Annotated in this window: 18 protein-coding genes and 1 pseudogene; 15 read left to right on the top strand and 4 right to left on the bottom strand. The window is 70.4% G+C overall.

Annotated elements, in window-relative coordinates:
- Positions 1-395: 395 nt before the first annotated feature.
- On the top strand, positions 396-2084 hold the full coding sequence (locus PGN25_08630; protein ID MEH3117652.1) for a CHASE3 domain-containing protein: 1689 nt from the start codon (positions 396-398) through the stop codon (positions 2082-2084).
- A 249-nt stretch (positions 2085-2333) separates the two neighbouring features.
- Here the strand turns inward: PGN25_08630 and typA are convergent, their stop codons facing one another.
- Positions 2334-4160, bottom strand: coding sequence for a translational GTPase TypA (gene typA, locus PGN25_08625; GenBank protein ID MEH3117651.1), 1827 nt, complete (start codon positions 4158-4160; stop codon positions 2334-2336).
- Positions 4161-4560: 400 nt separating this feature from the next.
- Between typA and minC the strand changes: the two genes are divergently transcribed.
- The 8 genes from minC to PGN25_08585 all read left to right on the top strand — a co-directional run bounded on the left by minC (position 4561) and on the right by PGN25_08585 (position 13778).
- The gene (gene minC / locus PGN25_08620; GenBank protein ID MEH3117650.1) at positions 4561-5292 is read left to right on the top strand and encodes a septum site-determining protein MinC; all 732 of its coding nucleotides are present in this window, start codon (positions 4561-4563) and stop codon (positions 5290-5292) included.
- Positions 5293-5558: 266 nt separating this feature from the next.
- Positions 5559-6539: an ABC transporter substrate-binding protein gene (locus PGN25_08615; protein MEH3117649.1), complete on the top strand. Its 981-nt coding sequence runs from the start codon at positions 5559-5561 to the stop codon at positions 6537-6539.
- A gap of 12 nt (positions 6540-6551) precedes the next feature.
- On the top strand, positions 6552-7361 hold the full coding sequence (locus PGN25_08610; GenBank protein ID MEH3117648.1) for an ABC transporter permease: 810 nt from the start codon (positions 6552-6554) through the stop codon (positions 7359-7361).
- A gap of 8 nt (positions 7362-7369) precedes the next feature.
- Positions 7370-8248: an ABC transporter ATP-binding protein gene (locus PGN25_08605; protein ID MEH3117647.1), complete on the top strand. Its 879-nt coding sequence runs from the start codon at positions 7370-7372 to the stop codon at positions 8246-8248.
- A 223-nt stretch (positions 8249-8471) separates the two neighbouring features.
- Complete coding sequence (locus tag PGN25_08600; GenBank protein MEH3117646.1) at positions 8472-10340, top strand: ATP-binding protein; 1869 nt, start codon at positions 8472-8474, stop codon at positions 10338-10340.
- Positions 10330-11694: a sigma-54 dependent transcriptional regulator gene (locus PGN25_08595; protein ID MEH3117645.1), complete on the top strand. Its 1365-nt coding sequence runs from the start codon at positions 10330-10332 to the stop codon at positions 11692-11694. The genes PGN25_08600 and PGN25_08595 overlap by 11 nt, the downstream gene beginning before the upstream one ends.
- Positions 11695-11723: 29 nt before the next feature.
- Complete coding sequence (locus PGN25_08590; GenBank protein MEH3117644.1) at positions 11724-12566, top strand: 3-keto-5-aminohexanoate cleavage protein; 843 nt, start codon at positions 11724-11726, stop codon at positions 12564-12566.
- Between the two features lie 465 nt (positions 12567-13031).
- Positions 13032-13778 carry a transporter gene (locus PGN25_08585; protein ID MEH3117643.1) on the top strand — a complete coding sequence of 249 codons (747 nt, stop codon included), beginning with the start codon at positions 13032-13034 and terminating at the stop codon, positions 13776-13778.
- A gap of 126 nt (positions 13779-13904) precedes the next feature.
- Here PGN25_08585 and PGN25_08580 read toward each other — a convergent pair whose 3' ends face one another.
- Entirely contained in the window at positions 13905-14543 is a 639-nt protein-coding gene (locus tag PGN25_08580; protein ID MEH3117642.1) for an HdeD family acid-resistance protein, read from the bottom strand.
- Between the two features lie 240 nt (positions 14544-14783).
- Here PGN25_08580 and PGN25_08575 point away from each other — a divergent pair, with 240 nt between their 5' ends.
- The 3 genes and pseudogenes from PGN25_08575 (at position 14784) to map (ending at position 18421) form a co-directional block, all read left to right on the top strand.
- The gene (locus tag PGN25_08575; GenBank protein ID MEH3117641.1) at positions 14784-16001 is read left to right on the top strand and encodes an HlyD family secretion protein; all 1218 of its coding nucleotides are present in this window, start codon (positions 14784-14786) and stop codon (positions 15999-16001) included.
- Positions 15998-17608 carry a DHA2 family efflux MFS transporter permease subunit gene (locus PGN25_08570; protein MEH3117640.1) on the top strand — a complete coding sequence of 537 codons (1611 nt, stop codon included), beginning with the start codon at positions 15998-16000 and terminating at the stop codon, positions 17606-17608. Before PGN25_08575 ends, PGN25_08570 begins: the two co-directional genes overlap by 4 nt.
- 106 nt (positions 17609-17714) lie before the next feature.
- Positions 17715-18421 (top strand): annotated as a pseudogene (gene map / locus PGN25_08565) (type I methionyl aminopeptidase).
- A gap of 127 nt (positions 18422-18548) precedes the next feature.
- Here the strand turns inward: map and PGN25_08560 are convergent.
- Entirely contained in the window at positions 18549-18977 is a 429-nt protein-coding gene (locus PGN25_08560) for a TIGR01244 family sulfur transferase (protein MEH3117639.1), read from the bottom strand.
- Positions 18978-19140: 163 nt separating this feature from the next.
- Between PGN25_08560 and PGN25_08555 the strand changes: the two genes are divergently transcribed.
- From PGN25_08555 to PGN25_08545, 3 genes are all read left to right on the top strand, one after another.
- On the top strand, positions 19141-19518 hold the full coding sequence (locus PGN25_08555; protein MEH3117638.1) for a restriction endonuclease: 378 nt from the start codon (positions 19141-19143) through the stop codon (positions 19516-19518).
- A 426-nt stretch (positions 19519-19944) separates the two neighbouring features.
- Positions 19945-21099, top strand: coding sequence for an acyltransferase family protein (locus PGN25_08550; protein MEH3117637.1), 1155 nt, complete (start codon positions 19945-19947; stop codon positions 21097-21099).
- A gap of 88 nt (positions 21100-21187) precedes the next feature.
- Positions 21188-21403: a DUF3606 domain-containing protein gene (locus PGN25_08545; protein ID MEH3117636.1), complete on the top strand. Its 216-nt coding sequence runs from the start codon at positions 21188-21190 to the stop codon at positions 21401-21403.
- A 32-nt stretch (positions 21404-21435) separates the two neighbouring features.
- On the opposite strand, the gene PGN25_08540 is transcribed toward PGN25_08545, so the two are convergent.
- Entirely contained in the window at positions 21436-22026 is a 591-nt protein-coding gene (locus PGN25_08540; protein ID MEH3117635.1) for a HupE/UreJ family protein, read from the bottom strand.
- Positions 22027-22124 lie beyond the last annotated feature (98 nt).

The following is a 22124-nucleotide window of genomic DNA, read 5'->3' as shown; positions in this document are numbered from 1 at the left end:
CGTTTCCTTACCGACACGCCCATTGACCGTCCGGATGGTTACCGGCGAGTTAATTTTTACGCTCACCGGGCAAGAATTGCCGGGCAAGATGTTTCCATCACATCGGCAGGGTTCGACAAATCTCGGCGTTGTCAGCGGCTTGGCCCGAATGCGCCGACGGAAACAGTCCTTAAGCGAACCGATTTCCCCGGATCGCCTGATCCTGTGATCCCCGCGAATCGGCCGGCGAACCGCACGGTCCGGGCGAGCGCCCTGGGCATCGGTGCGGCCCCGGCGCGACAGGGGCATGCAGTTTTTTCGCGCGCGTGCGGATTAACCTGCTTTTAGCGACCGGAAGCCAACATTTGTTGCAAGCGCCGCCGCCGTGCAGCGCATGGTTCATCCGGGTCAGTCTCATGCGAGCGATCGCCAACCTTCCCATCGTCGCCAAACTCGTTCTCGTCTTCGCCTTCGTCATCCTCGCGGTCTTCGGCTCGGCCTTCACGAGCTGGCGCAGCCTCGGCACGATCGAGGAATCCAACCGCTGGCGCGACCACAGCTACGAGGTTCTGCTGCAGCTCGACCGGCTCACGGCCGCCATGGTCGATCGGGAGACGGGCCTGCGCGGCTATCTCGTCGCGGCCGACCCGAAATTCCTCGACCCCTATCACGGCGGCGCGAAGGCCTATGACGAGGCACTCGCACGACTGCGCAAACTCGTGGCCGACAATGCCGAGCAGACCCGCCGGCTCGATGCGCTCGACGGATCGGCCCGCCAGTGGGTGAGCGACGTCGCCGAACGCGAGATCGCGCTGATGGGCGAGGAATCGACCCAGGCGCAGGCCCGCCGGCTCGAGGCGTCCGGCGCCGGCAAGAACACCATGGACGCGGTGCGCGCCGCCGCCGCCGAGATGGCCCAGGTCGAGACGGCGCTTCTGGACCTTCGCGGACGGACCGCCCGCGAATCCGCCGAGGCGTCGCGCTTCGCCGTGGGGGCGGGCTTCGCGGCGCTGCTCGTCGCCGCCGGCCTCGGCATCCTGCTGCTGAACGGCTTCGTCTCCCGCCCGATCCGCCGGATGACCGGCCTGATGAGCCGTCTCGCCGACGGCGACACCGGCATCGAGATACCCTACCGCGAGCGCCGCGAGGAGGTCGGGGCGATGGCGGGCGCGGTGCAGGTGTTCAAGGACAACCTGATCCGCACCAAGGCCCTGGAGGAGGAGACCGCCCTGGCGCGGGCCGGTGCCGAGGCGCAGCGCAAGGCGGCGATGCGCGAGATGGCCGAGGGCTTCGAGCGGGCGGTGAGCGGCATCGTCGGCGCGGTCTCCTCCGCCGCCACCGAGTTGCAGGCCACGGCGCAGAGCATGGCCGGCACCGCCTCGCAGACGGCCTCCCAGTCGAACGCCGCCGCAGCCGCGGCGGAAGAAGCCGCCGCCAATGTCGGTACCGTCGCCGCGGCGGCCGAGGAACTCGGCGCCTCGGTGCAGGAGATCGCCCGGCAGGTGACCGGCTCCACGGTGCTGGCGCAGAAGGCCGTGGTCGAGGCCGAAGGCACGGCTCAGCTCGTGCAGGATCTGAGCGCCGCCGCCGCCCGGATCGGCGACGTGGTCGGGTTGATCTCGACCATCGCCGGGCAGACCAACCTGCTGGCGCTCAATGCGACGATCGAGGCGGCCCGCGCCGGCGAGGCGGGCCGCGGCTTCGCGGTGGTGGCCGCCGAGGTCAAGGAACTCGCCAACCAGACCGCGCGGGCCACCGAGGAGATCTCGGGCCAGATCGGGCAGGTCCAGGGCATCACCGGGCAGGCAGTATCCGCCATCGGCGACATCGCCGCGCGCATCCGCGAGATCGACGGGCTCGCCGGATCGATCGCGGCGGCGGTCGAGGAGCAGGGCGTGGCGACCCAGGAGATCGTGCGCAACGTCTCCGAAGCCTCGGCCGGGACGGGCGCGGTGACCGGCAACGTCGCCAGCGTCGCCGCGGCGGCCGACGAGACCGGCGCGGCGGCGAGCCAAGTGCTGGTCTCGGCCTCGGAGCTGTCGCGCCAGTCCGAGCATCTCGACGGCCAGGTCCGCCATTTCCTCCAGACGGTGCGGGCGGCCTGAGGCCGGGCAACCGTTCGGATCGGCGAAGCGGTCCGAGGGCGCGACTTCTCCGGGACGCCAGGCGCTCTGGATGGCTTCGGCCGAAGCCTCGCAATGACGGAAAGGATGACCCTCACCGTTATTGCGCGCCGGCGGGCGAAGCCATCCGGACACCGCGACGTCAACCTGCTCATGCCACGCAAGAAAGGCCCCGGTGCGTTCGCCGCACCGGGGCCTCTTCGTTTCCGTCGAACGGGGAAGCGTCTTCGTTTAAGCCGACAGCGCTTCCTTGGCCCGCTCGGCGCGCTTGCGGTCGTTGGGGTCGAGCACGGCCTTGCGCAGGCGGATCGACTTCGGCGTCACCTCGACCAGCTCGTCGTCCTGGATCCAGGCGAGCGAGCGCTCCAGGGTCATGCGGATCGGCGGGGTCAGGCGCACCGCCTCGTCCTTCGAGGTGGTGCGGATGTTGGTGAGCTTCTTGCCCTTGAGCACGTTCACTTCGAGGTCGTTCTCGCGGTTGTGCTCGCCGACGATCATGCCCTGATAGACCTTCCAGCCCGGCTCGATCATCATCGGGCCGCGGTCTTCGAGGTTCCACATGGCGTAGGCCACCGCCTCGCCCTTGTCGTTCGAGATCAGCACGCCGTTGCGCCGGCCCGGCATCTCGCCCTTGTAGGGCTCGTAAGCCTTGAACAGCCGGTTCATGATCGCGGTGCCGCGGGTATCGGTCAGGAGCTCGCCCTGGTAGCCGATCAGGCCGCGGGTGGGGGCGTGGAAGACGAGGCGCAGGCGGTCGCCGCCCGAGGGCCGCATCTCCAGCATCTCGGCCTTCCGCTCGGACATCTTTTGGACCACGACGCCGGAGTGCTCCTCGTCGACGTCGATGACGACCTCCTCGACGGGCTCCAGCACTTGGCCCGAATCGTCCTTCTCGTAGACGACGCGAGGGCGAGACACGGCAATTTCAAAACCTTCGCGGCGCATGGTCTCGATGAGAATGGACAACTGCAACTCGCCGCGCCCGGACACGTAGAACGAATCCTTGTCGGCCGCCTCCTCGATCTTGAGGGTGACGTTGCCCTCGGCCTCCTTGAACAGGCGGTCGCGGATCATCCGGCTCGTGACCTTGTCGCCCTCGGTGCCGGCGAGCGGCGAATCGTTGACGATGAAGGACATGGTGACGGTCGGCGGGTCGATCGGCTGGGCCTGGATCGGCTCGTCGACCTGCGGGTCGCAGAAGGTGTCGGCCACCGTGCCCTTCACGAGGCCGGCGATGGAGACGATGTCGCCGGCCTCGCCCACCTCGATCGGGGCGCGCTCCAGGCCGCGGAAGGCCAGGATCTTCGAGACGCGGCCGGTCTCCACGACCTTGCCGTCGCGCGCGAGCACCTTGATCGACTGGTTCGGCTTGACCGTGCCGGAGGCGATGCGGCCGGTGATGATGCGGCCGAGGAACGGGTTGGCCTCCAACAGGGTGCCCAGCATCCGGAACGGACCCTCCTCGACCTTGGCCTGGGGCACGTGCTCCAGCACGAGGTCGAACAGGGGCGCGAGGCCTTGCGACGGGTCGCCGTCCGGCGCCGTCGCCATCCAGCCGGCGCGGCCGGAACCGTAGAGGATCGGGAAGTCGAGCTGCTCGTCGGTGGCGTCCAGCGCCGCGAACAGGTCGAACACCTCGTTGACGACCTCGTTGATGCGCGCATCCGGCCGATCGACCTTGTTGATGGCGACGATCGGGCGCAGCCCGATCTTCAGCGCCTTGCCGACCACGAACTTGGTCTGCGGCATCGGGCCTTCGGCGGCGTCGACCAGCACGATCACGCCGTCGACCATCGACAGGATGCGCTCGACCTCGCCGCCGAAATCGGCGTGGCCGGGTGTGTCGACGATGTTGATGCGGGTGTCCTTCCAGACGACCGAGGTCGCCTTGGCGAGGATGGTGATGCCGCGCTCCTTTTCCAGGTCGTTGGAATCCATCGCCCGTTCCTCGACCCGCTGGTTCTCGCGGAAGGTGCCGGACTGCTGGAGCAGCTTGTCGACCAGCGTGGTCTTGCCGTGATCGACGTGGGCGATGATGGCGATGTTGCGCAGCTTCATCGGAGGTCTCGAAAACGTTCGGAAAACTTGGAGCCCGGCCATGAAGCGCCGTGTCGCGGGCCGTGTCTCGACGGTCGTGACGCCAGGGTACGGATTCGGGCGGTATCGCGTCGCAATATAAGGTGTGGCTCGATCCGGCAAGTCCGGGCTGGCAAGTCCGAGCTGGCATGGCCCCAGGCGGGGCAGCGAGGCCGCCGCATGGATTTTCCGTGTCCCGGCTGCCCCTCCCATCGCCGCGGTCCCGCGGCTGTGGCGGACGCGCCGTGCCGGCGCGGGCTTCAGGACATGGTCCTGCCCGCGCGATCGCGCGTTTGCTGTTGAGGAGGCCCCACTCCCGCGCGGTGCGGCCCGCGATCTGCCATAAGCTGTCCGACATGACCCACTCGCCGCGAATCCGCCCGTGACCGACCGTCCTCCGATCCGCTTCCGCGGCCGCTCCTTCCTGGCGATGGTGCTGGCGCCGGTACCGCCGGTCGATCAGTGGCTCGCCGAACTCGACGCGCTCAAGCAACGCGCGCCCGCCTTCTTCTCGGTGCGGGCGATCATCCTCGACGTGACCGGCCTGCGCTTCGAGCGCTCGGACCTCGCCCATCTCTGCGAGGAGCTGAACCGGCGCTCGATCACCATCCTCGGCATCGAGGGGATCGGGCCGACCTCGCTCGGGCCGGGCTTCCCGCCGCCGCTGGTGGGCGGCAAGCCGGTCGAGGACATCGCACCGCCCGAGTCCGCTTCCGCCGAGGCGCCCGCCGCCGCGGTCCAGGCCTCCGCCCCGGCTCTGGTGGCACCCCCGGCGCCGCCCCGGCCGCGCTCCTTCGTCCTCGACGCGCCCGTGCGCTCGGGACAGGTGATCCAGCATCTCGACGGCGACGTCACCGTGCTGGGCTCCGTCGCATCGGGGGCGGAGGTGATCGCGGGGGGCTCGATCCATGTCTACGGCGCCCTGCGCGGCCGGGCGATCGCGGGGGCGGTCGGCGATCCCGCCGCGCGCATCCTGGCCCGGAAGTTCGAGCCGGAACTCGTCGCCATCGACGGTCTTTACAAGACCGCGGACGATCTCGGCGGTTCCCGCTGGGGCCAGTCGGTCCAGGCCCGGCTCGAAGGGGACGCCATCGTCCTCGTGCCGCTCGACTGAAAGCGGCCCCGCGCCGCCACGGCCCGGCGGCGACTCGTCGTCCCGGAGACCCGCGCAGGGGCGGCGGAAATCCGCCGCCGTATTCGGGCGCTTGGCGGAAATCCGCCGGCCCTTGCCTGGAACGCCATCCGCGGAATCGGAAAAAATATTTTTGTTACAGTGATTTACCATAAGTCAGGTGCTTCCTGCATGGCTGGCATGCACTCTGCAAAGAGAGGCATGTCCATCAGACCGGCCGCAGAGCCGGGCCATCAGGGAGCAGCGCCTTGCTCGAACGCCTCCGTCCCACACGTCTTCGTCTGGCGGCCCTCGCCGCCACCGCCGCGGCCCTGCTCGCGCCCGGCCCCGTCTCGGCGCAGGCGGTGGTCCGCGTCGGCAACCTCAAGCTCGCCCACTTCGCCGGCGTCTCCTACGTCAAGGCGATCGCCCAATCCTGCGGCCTCACCGTCGATCTCAAGATCTTCGCCAAGGGGCCGGACATCATGCAGGCGATGCTGGCCGGCGAACTCGATGTCGGCGCCACCGCCTCGGAGGCCGCGATCTCGGCCCGCGGCAACGGCGCGCCCGTCTACATCGTCGGCGGCTTCGCCAAGGGCGGCGCCCGCCTGCTCGCGACGCCGGATTCCGGCATCAAGTCGGCGGCCGACCTGAAGGGCAAGCGGGTCGGCGTCACCCGCGGCTCGATCCAGGAGGTGCTGCTCGGCGCCGAGATGGCCAAGCACGGCCTGAAAGCCAAAGACGTCAATCTGATCTATCTCGGCTATCCCGACCTGAACCAGGCGCTGATGCAGAAGCAGGTCGACGCGATCATGCAGACCGAGCCGCAATCGGCCCAAGCCATCGCCCGCGGCTTCGGCGTCGAGGTGATCAAGCCCTACGACACCCCGGTCGGCTCGCCGATCCGCACGCTGGTGATGACGGAGAAGTTCTACGGCGAGAGGAAGCCCGTCGCGAGCAAGTTCATGGAGTGTTTCGTGAAGGCGCAGAAGACCTTCATGGACGATCCGAAGACCGCCGAGACCTTCGTCACCCAGGACGTGTTCAAGGGGCAGGTCACGGCGGCCGAGTTCCAGGAGGCGCTCGCCAACTCGCCCTACACCCTGGAGATGAGCGCCGACCACATCCAGAAGACCACCGACGTGATGGCCGAGCACGGCATCGGCAAGATGTCCAAGCCCGCCAAGGCCGCCGAGTGGGTGAAGCTCGACCTGCTGGAGGCCGCCAAGGCTTCCGCCGGCACGAACTGAGGAGGTCGCTTGATGATCGCCTCCCGCCTCAAATCCCTGGCCGAGGGCTTCGCGGTTCCCCTCGCCGTCCTCGTGATCTGGCAGCTCGCCTGCACGGCCGGGCTCGTCAACCCGATGGTGCTGCCCTCGCCCGCCGCGGTGGCGGCGCGCTGGTGGGCCTATCTCGCGCCGCTCGAAGCCTACGATCCGGCGCACGGCTCCTGGCTCGCCTGGGCCGTCTCCGGCGAGATGCCGCACGATGCGCTGGCCTCGCTCTACCGCGTCGTCGTCGGCTTCCTCGTCGGTGCCGGGCTCGCCCTGCTCATGGGCACCAGCGACCTGATCTACCGCCACGTCAACCCCTTGATGCAGGTGCTGCGGCCGATCCCGCCGATCGCCTACATCCCGCTCTCGATCCTGTGGTTCGGGCTCGGCAACGCGCCGGCCGTGTTCCTCATCGCCATCGGTGCCTTCTTCCCCGTGCTGATGAACACCATCGCCGGCGTGCGGCACGTCGACGGAATCTACATCCGCGCCGCCCGCAGCCTCGGCGCCAGCCGGATGACGATCTTCCGGCGGGTCATCCTGCCGGCGGCCACCCCCTACATCCTGTCGGGCGCGCGCATCGGCATCGGCACCGCCTTCATCGTGGTGATCGTGGCCGAGATGATCGCGGTCAACAACGGCCTCGGCTTCCGCATTCTCGAAGCGCGCGAATATTTCTGGTCCGACAAGATCATCGCCGGGATGCTGACCATCGGCGCCCTCGGCCTTCTCATCGACATGGGCGTCAGCCGCCTGAACAACCACCTGCTCCGCTGGCATCGCGGCCTGGAATCGTGAGGCATCCCGTGTCCGTGCAACCCCGCTCCCTCGAAACCGTGACCCAGGACGCCGTTCCGGTCCACGCACCGCTCGCCGCCGCCGAATCCCGAACCACGCCCCACATCGTGGTCACGGGCGTCGACAAGGTCTTCCCCGTCCCCGGCGGCGAGGTCGTCGCCCTGAAGGACATCGACCTCACCATCAACCGCGGCGAGTTCGTCTGTCTGCTCGGCCCTTCCGGCTGCGGGAAGTCGACGCTGCTCAACGCCATCGCCGGCTTCTCCCATCCGACCCGCGGCGGCATCACCGTGGCGGGCCGCGCGATCGCCGAGCCCGGTCCCGACCGGGGCATGGTGTTCCAGGAATACGCCCTGTTCCCCTGGATGAGCGTGGCGCAGAACATCGCCTTCGGCCTCGAGATCAAGGGCATGGGCCGCGCCGCGATCCAGGCGCGGGTGGCCGAGCTCCTCGACATGCTCAAGCTCGCCGAGTTCCGCGACCGCTTCCCCAAGGACCTGTCCGGCGGCATGCGCCAGCGGGTGGCGATCGCCCGCGTGCTGGCGCTGGACAGCCCGGTGATGCTGATGGACGAGCCCTTCGGCGCGCTCGACGCCCTGACCCGCCGCTCGCTTCAGGACGAACTGCTGCGGATCTGGGCGGCGACGGGCAAGACCATCGTGTTCGTCACCCACTCGATCGAGGAATCGATCTATCTGGCCGACCGCATCGTCGTGCTCACCTACCGCCCCGGCACGATCAAGCGCGACCTGCGGGTGGAACTGCCGCGCCCGCGCGACAGCGCCTCGGCCGCCTTCAACGCCCTCAAGCGCGACCTCTCCACCCTGGTCACCGCCGAGCAGCACCGCTTCGAGCAGGTGGAGATGAAGGGGCTGACGACGGATTGAGGCTTGCGGCCGTCGCGTCGGCGGTGGCCGCCGTGGCGCGAGATCGGCCGAGGTCGCGCTGCTGGATTGCTTCGGCTTCGCCTCGCAATGACGGGAGAGTGGCCCAGACCGTCATTGCGAGCGAAGCGAAGCAATCCAGAACACGACGCTGCCATGCTAGGCTCCCTGATCGCCCGCCGTTCACGATGGGGGTGACGGAAGCCTCGTCCGGTCAATGAGAGTGATGCCCTTCCCCCGCGCCACGGCCGCGCGCGCCCTCATCCTCGCCGCCCTGGCGGTCGCGGCCGTCCTCGCCGTGCTCAAGGCGGGGGAGGTGGCGGAGGCGCGCGTGGCCGAGAGCCTCGCGGGCGATGCCCGCCAGCGGGCGGAGATCTACGCGCAGAGCCTGGAGGGCGCCATCGAGCGCTTCGGTTTTCTGCCGGCCGCCGCCGCCCTCGACCCGCGGGTGCGGGCGTTGCTGGCCGCGCCCGGCGATGCCGCGCAGGTCGCGGTCGTCAACGCCTATCTCGAAAGGCTGAGCCGCGAGGCCGGAGCGGGTGTCGTCTACCTGCTGATTCCCTCCGGCCTGACCATCGCCGCCTCGAACTGGGCCACGTCCCAGACCTATGTCGGCCAGGACTTTTCCTATCGCCCCTATTTCACCGAGGCGCTCGGCGGACGCACCGGGCGCTTCTATGCCATCGGCACGCTGACCGGCGTGCCCGGCTACTTCATCAGCGCCCCCGTCATCGTCGACGGCACGGTGCGCGGCGTGATGGCGACCAAGGTCAGCCTCGATCCGATGGAGGCGATCTGGCGCGAGGGCAGCGACCGCGTGCTGGTGGCCGACGGGAACGGCATCGTCTTCCTCGCTTCCGACCCGGCCCTGAAGTTCCGCGCGACGAAGCCCCTCGATGGTGCCGCCCGCGTGGGCATGGAGCGGGCGCGCCAGTACGGGCGTGGCGACTATCCCCTGATCGGCCCCGGCCGGACGGAGACGGTCGGCGGCGTGCCCCTAGTCAGCCGCTCGGAGGCGGCGCCCCATATCCGCGCCCTGTTCGAGGCGCAGGCGCTGCCGGCCTATGGCTGGACGCTGCTGCTCTTTGCCGACGCCGCGCCGGTGGCGATCGCCGGGCGCAGCGCCCGGGTCGGCGCGATCCTGGCGCTGGTCGTGCTCGGCCTGATCGGCCTGTACGGGCGCCAGCACTTGCGGCGCGTTCGGGAGAATCGCGCGGCGCAGCGCGAACTGGAGGGAAAGGTCGCGGCCCGCACCGCCGACCTCAGCGCGGCCAATCTCAAGCTCGCGGGCGAGATCGAGGAGCGGACCCGCGCCGAGGGCGACCTGCGGGAGGCGCAGGGCGAGTTGGTCCAGGCGGCCAAGATGGCGACGCTGGGCCAGATGGCCGCGGGCATCACCCACGAACTGAACCAGCCGCTCGCCGCCCTGCGCGGGCTCGCCGACAACGCGCTCGCCTTCCTGCGCCAGGGCCGAGACGAGGAGGCGCAGGCCAATCTGGGCCGCATCGTCTCCCTGGTGGACCGGCTCGGCAAGATCACCGGACAGTTGCGCAGCTTCTCCCGCCGCTCGGGCACGGAGCGGGTGGCGGTGGATGTCGCCGCTTCCGTGTCCGAGAGTCTCGCGATCCTGTCGCCGCGCATCCGCGCCACGGGCGCGCGGGTGACGACCGATCTCGATCCGGCGGCGCGATGGGTGGTGTTCGAGCCGATCCGCCTGTCGCAGGTGCTGGTCAACCTCGTCGGCAACGCCCTCGACGCGGTGAAGGGGCGCTCCGGGGCTGAGGTTGTGGTGCGCGCCTGGGCGGGGGAGGGGCGCGTCGTGCTCAGCGTCGAGGACAACGGGCCGGGCCTCGATCGCGCGGCGCTCGCGCGCATCTTCGATCCGTTCTTCACCACCAAGCCGGCGGGGGAGGGGCTCGGCCTCGGCCTGCCGATCTCGCTCGCCATCGCCCGCGAGTTCGGCGCCACGCTTCAGCCCCGGCCGATGCCCGGCGGCGGTCTCGCCTTCGACCTTGCCATGGAAGCGGCGACGGAGGCGGCGCGAGTCCCCGTTCCGGAGAGGATGGGCCCGGAGAGGATGCGCCATGTTTCCTGAGCCCGCGCCGCCCGACGCCCCGCACCCGCGGGTCGTGCTGATCGACGACGAGGCGATGGTCCGCCTCGCCATGGAGCAGGCGCTGCAGCTCGCGGGGCTGGCGGTCGAGGCTTATCCCAGCGCCGAGGCGGCGCTGCCGGCGATCGGCCGCGATTTCTCCGGGGTCGTGGTGAGCGACGTGCGCCTGCCGGGAAGCGACGGGCTCGAAGTGCTCGCCGCGATCCGACGCCGCGATCCCGAACTGCCGGTGGTGCTCGTCACCGGCCACGGCGACATCGCCATGGCGGTCGCCGTCATGCGCGAGGGCGCCTACCACTTCATCGAGAAACCCTTCGTCAACGACGCCTTCGTCGAGGTGGTCCGCCGCGCCCTGGAGAAGCGGGCGCTGGTGATGGAGAACCGCCGCCTGCGCGACGCCCTCGACCGGGGCGATGCGCGCGGCAGCGCCGTGGAGCGCTGCCTCGTCGGCCAGTCGCCGGCCATGCGGCGGCTGCGCGAGGACGTCGCCGCGCTCGGTTCCGCCGCCGCCGACGTGCTGGTGCTCGGCGAGACCGGCGCGGGCAAGGAGCAGGTCGCCCGCGCCCTGCACGAGGGGGGAGCGCGGGCGGCCAAGCCGTTCGTGGCGATCAATTGCGGCGCCATCCCCGAGAGCATGTTCGAGAGCGAGATGTTCGGCCACGAGGCCGGCGCCTTCACCGGCGCGGGCAAGCGCCGCATCGGCAAGGTCGAGCATGCGAGCGGCGGCACGCTGTTCCTCGACGAGGTCGAGAGCATGCCGCTCGCGCTTCAGGTGAAGCTGCTGCGGGTGCTCCAGGACCGCCGGGTCGAGCGGCTGGGGTCGAACGCGAGCGTGCCGGTCGATCTGCGGGTGGTGGCCGCCACCAAGGAGGATCTCGGCGCGCTCTCGGAAGCCGGCCGCTTCCGCCGCGACCTGTTCTTCCGCCTCGACGTCGTGACCCTGACGCTGCCCCCTCTGCGCGAGCGCCGCGAGGACATCCCGCTCCTGTTCGAGCTCTTCCTCGTCCAGGCGGCGGTGAAGTACCAGCGCCCGGTGATCGAGGTGCCGCCCTCCCTGCGCCGCACGCTGATGCTCGCCGACTGGCCGGGCAACGTGCGCGAGCTGAAGAACGCCGCCGAGCGCGCCATGCTCGGCTTCCTCGGCCCCGACCTCGCCGGCGCCGCCGGCGCCGCGCCGGGGCTCGACGCCCTGCTCGACCGGGTGGAGCGCCTCGTCATCGAGGACGCGCTGAAGGCCTCCGGCCAGCGCATCGCCGAGGCCGCCCGGGCGCTCGGCCTGCCGCGCAAGACGCTCTCCGACCGCATGCGGCGGCTCGGGTTGAGCGCCGGCGACTGATTCTTTTCGACCGAGAGACCGAACCCGTGATGCAAGACGCCGCCGGCTGGCCGCCGCTCATCCTCGCCAACGCCCCCAACGGTGCCGGCCGCACCAAGGCCGACCATCCGGCCCTGCCGATGACGGCGGCCGAGATCGCCCGCACCGCCGCCGAGATCGCGGAAGCCGGCGCCGCCCTGATCCACGTCCATGTCCGCGACGCCCAGGGCCGCCATCTCCTCGACGCCGAGGCGTATCGTACGGTCACCGCCGCGATCCGCGCCGAGGTGGGCGACCGGCTCGTGGTGCAGGTCACTTCGGAGGCCGCCGGGCGCTACGAAGGCCCGGAGCAGATGGCGGTGGTGCGCGCCGCGCGCCCCGAGGCGGTGTCGCTGGCGTTGCGCGAGATCGTGCCGGACGCGGGCGCGGAAGGTGCGGCGGCGGCGTTCTTCGCCTGGGCCCGGCGCGAGCGCGTCTTCCTGCAGATCATCCTCTACGAGCCGGCCGAGGTCACGCGCTACGCCGAACTCAAACGTCGCGGCGTGCTCGGCGAGGGCCAGGATTTCCCCCTGTTCGTGCTCGGCCGCTACACCCCCGGCCAGGTCTCCGCCCCCGCCGATCTGCTGCCCTTCCTCGACGTGGCCGGAGGTGTGGCCGGGGAGGGGCTGCCGCTCTGGTCGATCTGCGCCTTCGGCCCGCGCGAGAATGCCTGCGCCCTGGTCGCGGCGGGCCTGGGCGGGCATGTGCGCGTCGGCTTCGAGAACAGCCTGCTCGCTCCCGACGGCCGCCCGGCCGAGAGCAACGCCGCCCAGATCCTTCGTGCCGCGCAAGGGGCGCGCCTGCTCGGCCGCCCGCTCGCCGATGCCGACGCCGCGCGGGCGATCATGGCCTGACCGCCGCCGAGCATTTGGCGGGCATTTGGAGCGGGTGCGCCGTTGGCCGGGCGCTTCGGGGGCACTCCAAATCGGCTCTGCCGTTGGTACGTCTGAAGTATGATTTTTAATCCCGCTCTCGATAAAAGGGCGAAGATATTTTTAATCTGTTCTGTTCTGCGGAATTCGTGACAAGCGCGCGAATCTATCAATCGATGCGTCCTGGCTTGGCTGTTTCCACCCTTTCTTTCCCCTCATGAAGGGGGTGCTTGGATCAAGGAGCGCTGGAGCCGAGGACGGGCGGCTCACGCGGACAAGGGTTGGGGGAGCGAATTGAAATTTGGACAGAAAGCGCAGTGCTTCGCGCGGATCGCCCTCTGTGCCTGTCTGGTCGGGGCCCCTTCTTCGGCGCTGGCCCGTTCCGCCGCGCTGCCGGGCATCACCGGCGGCCTTCCGACGGGCTGGCAGGTCCCGGAGGGCGTTCAGATGAATCTCACGACGAGTTTCGCCGAGCGCGGGACGCAGCCGCGGGACAACCAGGGCAACAACAACCTCGTCGTGTTCCTCTGGGCGACACCCTGGAAGGTCCTGGGCGGGCAGTTGCGGTTCCTCCAGTCGTTTCCGTTCAACGCGGTCAGCCCGCAGGAAGGCCCCTGGCAGGCAGGCCTCGCTCAGCCGTTGACGGTCGCGCAGATCGCCTGGAAGATCGGCGACAATCTCGGCGTCAGCTACTTCTTCGGCGGCTTCTGGCCGAGCGACACGCTGTTCGCGCTCCGGTCGGCCTCGATCGCCCAGCGCTTCGCGATCAGCTATGTCGGCGACGGCTGGAACCTGACGGCGAACCTGCATTACGGCACGATGCTGCAAGAGAACTCGCCAACCAACGTGCACTATTCCGACTACCTCAATCTCGACCTGACCGCGGCCAAGCGGTTCGGCAAGTGGCAGTTCGGCGCCGTCGCCTTCGGCTCGACCGACCTGCCGACGAACCGGCCGGGCTACCGCCCCGTCGGACAGATCGCGATGGGCGCCCTGGTCGGCTACGCCTTCGAGAAGTTCACGGTCCAGACCTTGCTCACCCGCGACATCGCCCAGCGCAACCTCGGCGGCGAGGAGACCCGCGCTTGGCTGCGCTTCCTCGTGCCGCTGTGGCGGCCGGAGCCGGATCAGGTTCCGAACCGCGTCACCGTCCGGCGCAACAGCGCCGCCGGGCCTCCCGTGGAGGGGCGCTGAGCGGGGAGGTATCCCGCAAGCGGCCGGTTTTCCGGAGAGAGCCGACGCAGGAACGAGGGCCTGGAGCCTCCACCCCGATCCGGTTTTCGGAGCGAGGCTCCGGCAGGGTGCCGGCGGCGTGAAGGTTCAGGGGCGGCCCGCCGCCTCGTGGCGGGCGCGCAGGCGGAAGGCGAGGACGAGCAGCAGCGCGCCGAAGGCCACCGCGTAGGCGCCGAGCCACCACGTCAGCACCAGCGCCGACATGCCGGGATTGATCAGCAGCGCGATCCCGAACAGCACCGAGACGGCACCGCCGAAGCCGAGCCACCAGCGCCCGTAATGCAGGTGGAGCCGGAAGGCCGCGGCGATCATCAGGCCGCCGGTCACCAGAGCCCAGGCCGCGACGAGGAGCACGAAGACCCAGACCGCTGCCGCCGGTACGAGGAAGGCCGCGACGCCGACGAGGATGTCGAGCAGGCCTTCGAGCAGCAGGAAGCCCCAGCGGTCGTGGCGCTGCGCCGCCCGTATCGCGGCGACGATGGCGAAGATTCCGTCGACCAGCATGTAGGCCGAGAAGAACAGCACCAGCGAGAGCACGAAGGCGGCGGGCATGACGAAGGCGACGAGGCCGAACAGGATGGCGAGGACGCCGCGCAGGGCCACGAGCCACCAGTTGCGGGCGAGCACCGTGCTCATCGCGTCGAGACGTGCTGGCCCGGTGAGCGGGACGCCGGACGGACGCGCCTGCCTGCCCGCTTCCCCGGACGCGTCGGACGATCCAGCCATGTCGCACTCCTCCGGCAAGGGCGGGCCGGCCGGATCGGCCCGCTGGCGGGCGCGCCCCGCATCCATCCCGCAACGCGGCATGGATGCTCGCGTTCCGTCCGTTCGGCGGCCGGCCTTCCGGAAATGCAACCGAGGCGGGCGACATGGAACTTCGGAGGCCTTTCGTGTCTTGGGCAATCGAGGCGGGCTCACTCCAAGGCCGGTTCCGCAGGGCCGACCTTCTTTCGGCAATCATGTCCGATGCTTGACGATCAGCGGCGGGCCAAGCCGGCCGACGCATCCGCGCGCCGGTCCGCGGCGGAGAACGGGCGCGATAGCCTCGATCTGAAGCCCGAGGCGCGCAAACCCGATGAGGCCTGGCGTGAGGCCGACGGGGCGGCTCCGGACTCGGGCACGCAGGACGGCGGCGGCGAGGACGGCGAGACGCGACCGAACGCGCTGCGGCGTCACCCCTGGTGGTTCGTGCTCGGCGGCCTGGCCGTGCTGGCCCTGGGCGTGGCGGCCTATGTCTACTGGCTGGTCGAACTGCATCCCTACGAGACCACCGACGACGCCTTCGTCGATGCGCGCAGCTTCATCATCGCGCCCAAGGTCGGCGGCTACGTCGTCGCCGTTCCGGTGACCGACAACCAGCACGTCGAGGCGGGCGACACCCTGTTCCAGATCGATCCGCGCGATTACCGGGTCGCGCTCGAACAGGCCACGGCGCAGGTGCAGGCGGCGCAGGCCTCGATCGAGAACGTCGATGCGCAGATCGCGGTGCAGAAGGCCCAGGTCGATGTCGCGAAGGCCCAGGTCGAGACCGCGCAGGCGGCGCTGCGATTCGCTCAGGAAGACGCCGACCGCTACAAGACGCTCGCCGAGCGCGGCGCCGGCACGATCCAGCAATCGCAATCCTCGACCTCGACCCTGCAGCAGCGGCAGGCGGCGCTGACGAGTGCCAACGCGAACGTGGTCGCAGCCCAGAAGCAGATCGGCTCGCTCCAGGCCCAGCGCGCCAGTGCCGAGGCGCAGCTCGCCCAGGCCGAGGCGCAGCGCGACCAAGCGCAGCTCAACCTCGGCTACACGACCGTGGCGGCGGCGCAGGCGGGCCGCGTGGTGCGCCTCACCGGCGGCGTCGGCGAGTACGCCCAGGCCGGTCAGAGCCTGTCGATGTTCGTGCCCGACGACATCTGGGTCACGGCCAACTTCAAGGAGACGCAGATCACCGACATGCGGCCGGGCCAGCCCGTCGACATCGAGATCGACGCCTACCCGGACCGCAGGATCACCGGCCGGATCGCCTCGGTGCAGCCGGGTTCGGGCACCGCCTTCAGCCTGCTGCCGGCGCAGAACGCCACCGGCAACTACGTGAAGGTGACCCAGCGCATTCCCGTGAAGATCGTGGTCGACGCGTGGCCGAGCGACATCGCGATCGGTCCCGGCATGTCGGTCGTGCCGAGGGCGCACGTGCGGTGAGTGCGGACGCCAAGTCGCCCTCGAAGGCGCCCTCGAAGGCGCCCGGGGGGCACAGCCCCTGGGCGATCGCCCTCGTGGTGGCGCTCGCCACCTTCATGGAAGTGCTCGACACCACGATCGCGAACGTCGCCCTGCGCTACATCTCGGGGGCGCTCGCCGTGGGGCCGGACGAGTCCGCCTGGGTGGTGACGAGCTACCTCGTCGCCAACGCGATCACGCTGATCGCGTCGAGCTTCCTGGCCAAGCGCTACGGCCGCAAGGCCTTCTTCCTGTGGTCGGTGGCGCTGTTCACGCTCTCCTCGGTGCTGTGCGGCTTCGCCTGGAGCCTCGAATCGCTGCTGCTCTTCCGCGTGCTCCAGGGGCTGGGCGGCGGCGGCATGGCGCCGCTCGCACAGTCGATCCTGGCCGATTCCTTCCCGCCGGAGAAGCGGGGGCAGGCCTTCGCGCTCTACGGCATCGCCATCGTGGTCGCACCGGTGATCGGTCCGACGCTCGGCGGCTGGCTCTCCGACAACGCCTCCTGGCACTGGTGCTTCCTGATCAACGGCCCGATCGGCGTCATCGCCCTGGTGCTGATGTACTTCCTGATCGAGGACAGCGAGGCGGCCAAGCGCGAGCGGCGGGCGCTGCGCCGGAAGGGCGTGCGCTTCGATCTCGTCGGCTTCCTGCTGGTCGCGACCTTCCTCGGCTCGCTCGAAGTCGTCCTCGACGAGGGCCAGCGCAAGGACTGGTTCGGCACCTCGACGCTGATGAACGTCTTCGGCGCGCTCACGGCGATCTCGTTCCTCGCCATGATTCCGTGGCTGCTGAGCGCGAAGAACCCGGTCATCGATCTGCGGCTTCTCAAACGCCGGCAGTTCAGCGCCTGCTTCCTGGTGATGCTGTTCACCGGCGCGGTGCTGATCTCCAGCACGCAGTTCATTCCGCAGATCACCCAGGAATATTACGGCTATACCGCCACCCTGTCGGGATTGGTGCTCGGGCCGGGGGGCATCATGACCGTGATCTCGATGCTCGTGATCGGCCGCGTCTCCTCCTTCATCCAGCCGAAATGGCTGATCGCCACCGGCGGGCTCATCGTCTCGCTCGGCCTCTACGACCTGACCCGAATCTACGGCGACACGACCTTCTCGTTCTTCGCGTGGTCGCGGATCTATATCGGCATCGGCCTGCCGATGATCTTCCTGTCCGTGACCTCGGCCTCCTACGAGGGCCTGGCGAAGGACAAGACCGATCAGGCCTCGGCCCTGATCAACGTGGCGCGCAACGTCGGCGGCTCGATGGGCGTGTCGCTCGCGCAGAACGTGCTGGCCTATCGCAGCCAGTTCCACCAGAGCCGGCTGGTCGATACGCTCGATCCGTCGAGCCCGGCCTATCAGCAGACCCTGTCGCAGGCGACGCGCTACTTCCAGCAGCACGGGTTCGCCGGCCCCGACGCGCAGGGTCAGGCCATCGCCTGGATCGGACAGCAACTCGCCACCCAGGTCGCCTACTGGGCCTATATCGACGTGTTCTGGGTGCTCGCCGTGCTGACCGCCTGCCTCGTGCCGCTGGCGCTGATCCTGAAGAACGTGCGGCTCGGCGGCGCCGCGCCGGCGGCGCATTGAGACGCCGTCGCGCCGACGGCCTCGCCGGGTTCCGCGAAAGATGGCAGAAGCGTGGGGTCGGAACCGTCTCCGATCGGGCGGGGGCCGACCTGCGCGAGGACCCGACATGACGGTGTCGAACGACGACGAGTTGGCGGGGCTGACGCGGATCGGGCGCATCGTCGCCGACACGCTGGAGGTGATGGGCAGGGCCATCGAGCCCGGCACGACCGCGCGCGAACTCGATCGGATCGGGCGGGCCTTCATGGAAGCGGCCGGAGCGCGTTCGGCTCCGGAAGACGGTCTATGCCTTTCCCGGGGCGACCTGCATCAGCGTCAACGAGGAAATCGCGCACGGCATCCCGGGTGACCGCCGGATCGGACCGGGCGACCTCGTCAACATCGATGTCTCCGCGGAGAAGGACGGCTATTTCGCCGACACCGGAGCGTCCTTCGCGGTGCCGCCCCGGGTCGAGCGGCTCTGCTCTGCAAGGACGGGCGCCGGGCGATGTGGACGGGCTTGCGCCAGATCGGCGCCGGCAGGCCGGTCGCGGGCATCGGCCGGGCCGTGGGCGCCACACGCTGGTGCGCAATCTCGCCAGCCACGGCGTCGGCCTGTCGCTGCACGAGGAGCCGACCGAGATCGCGACTTGGCCCGAAGCCTCCGAGCGCCGGATCATGGTCGACGGTCTGGTGTTGACCGTCGAGCCCTTCCTGTCGCTGGGCGGCGACGACCCCTGGACCCTCTACAGCCAACCGAGCGCCCTCACGGTCCAGTACGAGCACACCGTCGCGGCCACCCGCAACGGACCGCTGATCCTCACCGTGTCCGGGGCAGTAGAACGCGCCCCGAAAGGGGGCTTCCGGTTCTCGGAAAAAGATACTGAAGGGCGCGGGCGGGCGGCCCCTGCGGTGTCCTCAAGACCTGTCTCGCGGCGCCCTTCGCCGGGCGGGATCCCGATCAGCCCGCATTGGCGTCGAGCCAGCGCTCGGCGCCCGAAAGATCGTAGCCGTGGCGGGCGCCGTAGGCCGCCACCTCGTCCCGGCGCAGACGGCCGGCGAGCACCTCGCCGATCGTCCAGAGCGTGAGCGAGCGCGTGCCGCTACGGCAATGGGCGACGACGGGGCCCGGCGCCGCCTCGACCGCGGCGTGGAAGCGCTCCACCGCCTCGCGAGTGAGGGTCGGGCCGGTCACCGGCAGGTCGAGGTAGCGCAGGCCCGCGGCCTCCGCCGCCGCGCGCTCGGCCACCGCGCCGGGCTGGCCGGGCTCCTCGCCGTCGGGCCGGTTGTTGATGAGGAGGGCGACCCCCTCCGCGCCCAGGGCCGCGATCGCGTCGAGGCTCGGCTGGCCGGCCACGGAGAGTTTCGGGTCGAGGGAGGTTCGCTTCATGCCGCCTGTCCGTGGCTGCGTCCGCTCCGGCGTAGCGCGGGCCGTCTCGGGCGGCAAGGCGCGCCGGCGGGATCGCTGCGCGGCGCCTTCGCGGAGCCGCGCGGCCTCCCGACCGTTTCCCCCGCGCCCGGCGGGGCCGGGCGAGTTGTAGGGGAGGGGCAACGTGGTGGGGCGGCGCTCCCGGCGCTGGCGCGACGCGGATCCGGACATGCAGGGGCCGAGGCCCGCGGGCGCGCCGGTCTGCCCGCTCTGCGAGCGGCCGATCCCGGCCCATGCCCGTCAGAGCCTCCACCACCTGACGCCGAAGCTGAAGGGCGGCGCCCACGGCGCGACCGTGCGGCTCCACCAGATCTGCCACTCGGCGATCCACGCCCGCTATAGCGAGGCCGAGATCGCCCGCAGGCTCGCCGAGGTCGAATCCCTGCGCGCGGATCCCGAGATCGCCCGCTTCCGCGAATGGGTGCGGGGCAAGCCCGACGATTTCCACGCCCCCGCCCGCATGACCCGCGCGCGGCGCAGCGGCGGGCGCTCGTGGCGTTAGAGCATCGTCCCGAAAGGTGCCGGCTTCGCGTGGTGCCACGAAGATCGGGAGCGGAGGAATTCGAACTCCTTCGCCGGCCGCCGGCATCCGTTCGACCGGTTTCCCGGCCGGAAGCATCGCCTGCGCTCGCGGGATGGGATCAGCGATTTTTCAGGGGCGATTTCCGAGCAGGGCCGGCAACGGCCCTTCGAAGGCGCGGACCGATCGGGGCGAACCGGGCGTATCCTCTGTCTCGGACAGGTCGGCAGCCATCGAAGGATGCGTGAGCGTTCGAGCGGGCCGGCTTCCGCATCCCCGGACAATCCTCCATCCGTCCTGGCGGAAGCGTTAACCGCGCGGCCAGATCGCTTGGGCGGCGCTGGGGGGCGCTTAACGCTTGGGCGGCCATGCTCGGGGCTCGATCCCGTCCGCACGAGGCCCGACCCCATGGGCGCAGCATCCACCGCGGCCACCCAGCCGATCCGTCCGCTTCCCGACGAGGCCGCCCGGCTCGCCTGGGTCGATGTCGCCAAGGGCCTGTGCATCGTCCTCGTCGTGATGATGCACTCGACGCTCGGCACCGGCGAGGCTCTGGGCGGCGAGGGCTTCCTGCACGGGGTCGTGGAATTCGCCAAGCCGTTCCGGATTCCTGACTTCTTCCTGCTCTCGGGCCTGTTCCTCGGCCGGGTGATCGACCGCGACTGGCGCCTGTTCGCGGACCGGCGCGTGGTCCACTTCGCCTACTTCTACGGCCTGTGGGTCGTGATCCAGTCGCTGTTCAAGGCCGGAGCGATCGTCGCCGGGGCGGAGGGGACGCAAGCGAAGCTCGCCGCCTTCGGCCTGCACCTCGCGGAAGCGCTGGTGGTGCCCTACTCGACGCTGTGGTTCGTCTACCTGCTCGCGGTGTTCTCGGTGGTGACGAAGCTGCTCCACCGCCGGGTGCCGCCGCTCGCGCTGCTCGCGGTCGCCGCCGTGCTGCAGATCCTGCCGACCAGCGGCCTGCCCGAACTCCTCGACGAGTTCTGCGAGCGCTACGTCTACTTCCTGGGCGGGACCCTCTTCGCCGAATGGATCTTCCGTTTCGCCGACCGGGTGCGCGGGGCCGTGCTTCCGGCGCTCGCCGGACTCGCGCTATGGGCGGGGCTGGAGGCGGTCCTCGTCTTCACGCCGACGGGGATCGAGGCCGTGCCGACGCTGGCGCGCCTGCCGGTGGTCAGCCTCGGGCTCGGCACGGTCGGGGCGCTGGCCATCATCGCCTTCGCCAACCTGATGACCCGCGCGGGCGGGCCCGTCACCGCGGCCCTGCGCGCCTGCGGCGAGCGGTCGATCGTGATCTATCTCGGCTTCTTCCTGCCGATGGCGCTCACCCGCACGCTGATCCTCAAGTTCAATCTCGCCGTGCCCGACCACGCCCTCGATGTCGGGCTCGCGAGCCTGATCGTGACCGCGGCGGCGGTGACGGTGCCGCTCGCCTTCGAGCGGCTGGTGCGCGGCACCCGCCTGGACTTCCTGTTCCGGCGCCCGGCCGCCTTCCACATCGCCGCGCCGCCCGCCCGCGCGGCGCGTCCGCGGGCGGTGCCGGTGGCCGCGCGAGAGGCCTGACCGATCCCGATCCGGAACCTTCACACCCCGCCCGCCGGTTTCTCACGCGGCCCGCCGCCGGGGCGGGCGCGACAGGGAGCGGCCGGACATGGTGCAGGACACGTCCGACGGGGGGAGCACGGTGAGCGGCGATCCCGCCACGGTGGTTCTCGACAAGCCGCACGACCGCGCCTTCTGGGCCCGCCGGTTCGAGGTTCCGGTGGAGCAGGTCCAGGCGGCGGTGGAGGCGGTCGGCACCGATCCCGCCCGGGTCGCCGCCCATCTCGGCAAGCCCTGGCCCTACGAGAAGAGCGGCATCGTCTGACGCCGCTCCCCGAGGCTGGGCTCGTCCCGGCTTCAGGCGCCCTGGACGAGGAGGGCGAGGCCCGCCACGGTGAGCGCGCCGCCCAGGACCCGCGGGACGATCCGAGAGGACATCCGTGGGCTGACGGCGACACGGCCCAGGCCGATGCCGGCGAGATGCAGAGCCGCGGTGGCGGCGAGGAAGCCGAAGCCGTAGGCGAGGCCGGAGGCGTTCTCCGGCATCTCGGCGCCGTGGGCGAGGCCGTGGAACACCGCGAAGCCGCCGACGAGCGCCGTCAGCGCCGCGAGCGGGGCCGCGACGCGCAATGCCAGGGCGAGGCCGAAGGCCACCACCGACAGGCCGATGCCGACCTCGGCATAGGGCAGCGCGACGCCCGCCATCCCGAGCCCGGCGCCCAGCGCCATCATCGCCAGGAAGGCGAGCGGCAGCGCGAGGAGCGCCCGGCCGCCGTAGAGCGCCGCCAGCAGTCCCACCGCGACCATCGCGAGCACGTGATCGGCGCCGCCGACCGGATGCAGGAAGCCCTGCGCCAGCCCGCCGGCCTCGCCGTGGCCGGGATGGGCGAGCGCCGCGTGCGGCAGGAGGAGCAAGCCGGCCGTCAGGCCGGCGGTGAGACGCTTCATGGTCGGTTCGACTCCCTGTTCAGGTCGGGCGGCCGGCAAGCAGGAACTCTACCGCAGCGCTTGCACGCCTGTCCCGCGGAATGGTCCAGGGCCATCGC

It is taken from the genome of Methylorubrum populi (assembly GCA_036946625.1).
Taxonomy (GTDB): Bacteria; Pseudomonadota; Alphaproteobacteria; order Rhizobiales; family Beijerinckiaceae; genus Methylobacterium; species Methylobacterium populi_C.
Note: the sequence above shows the minus strand (reverse complement) of the source record. Positions and strands in the feature narration are given on the sequence as shown.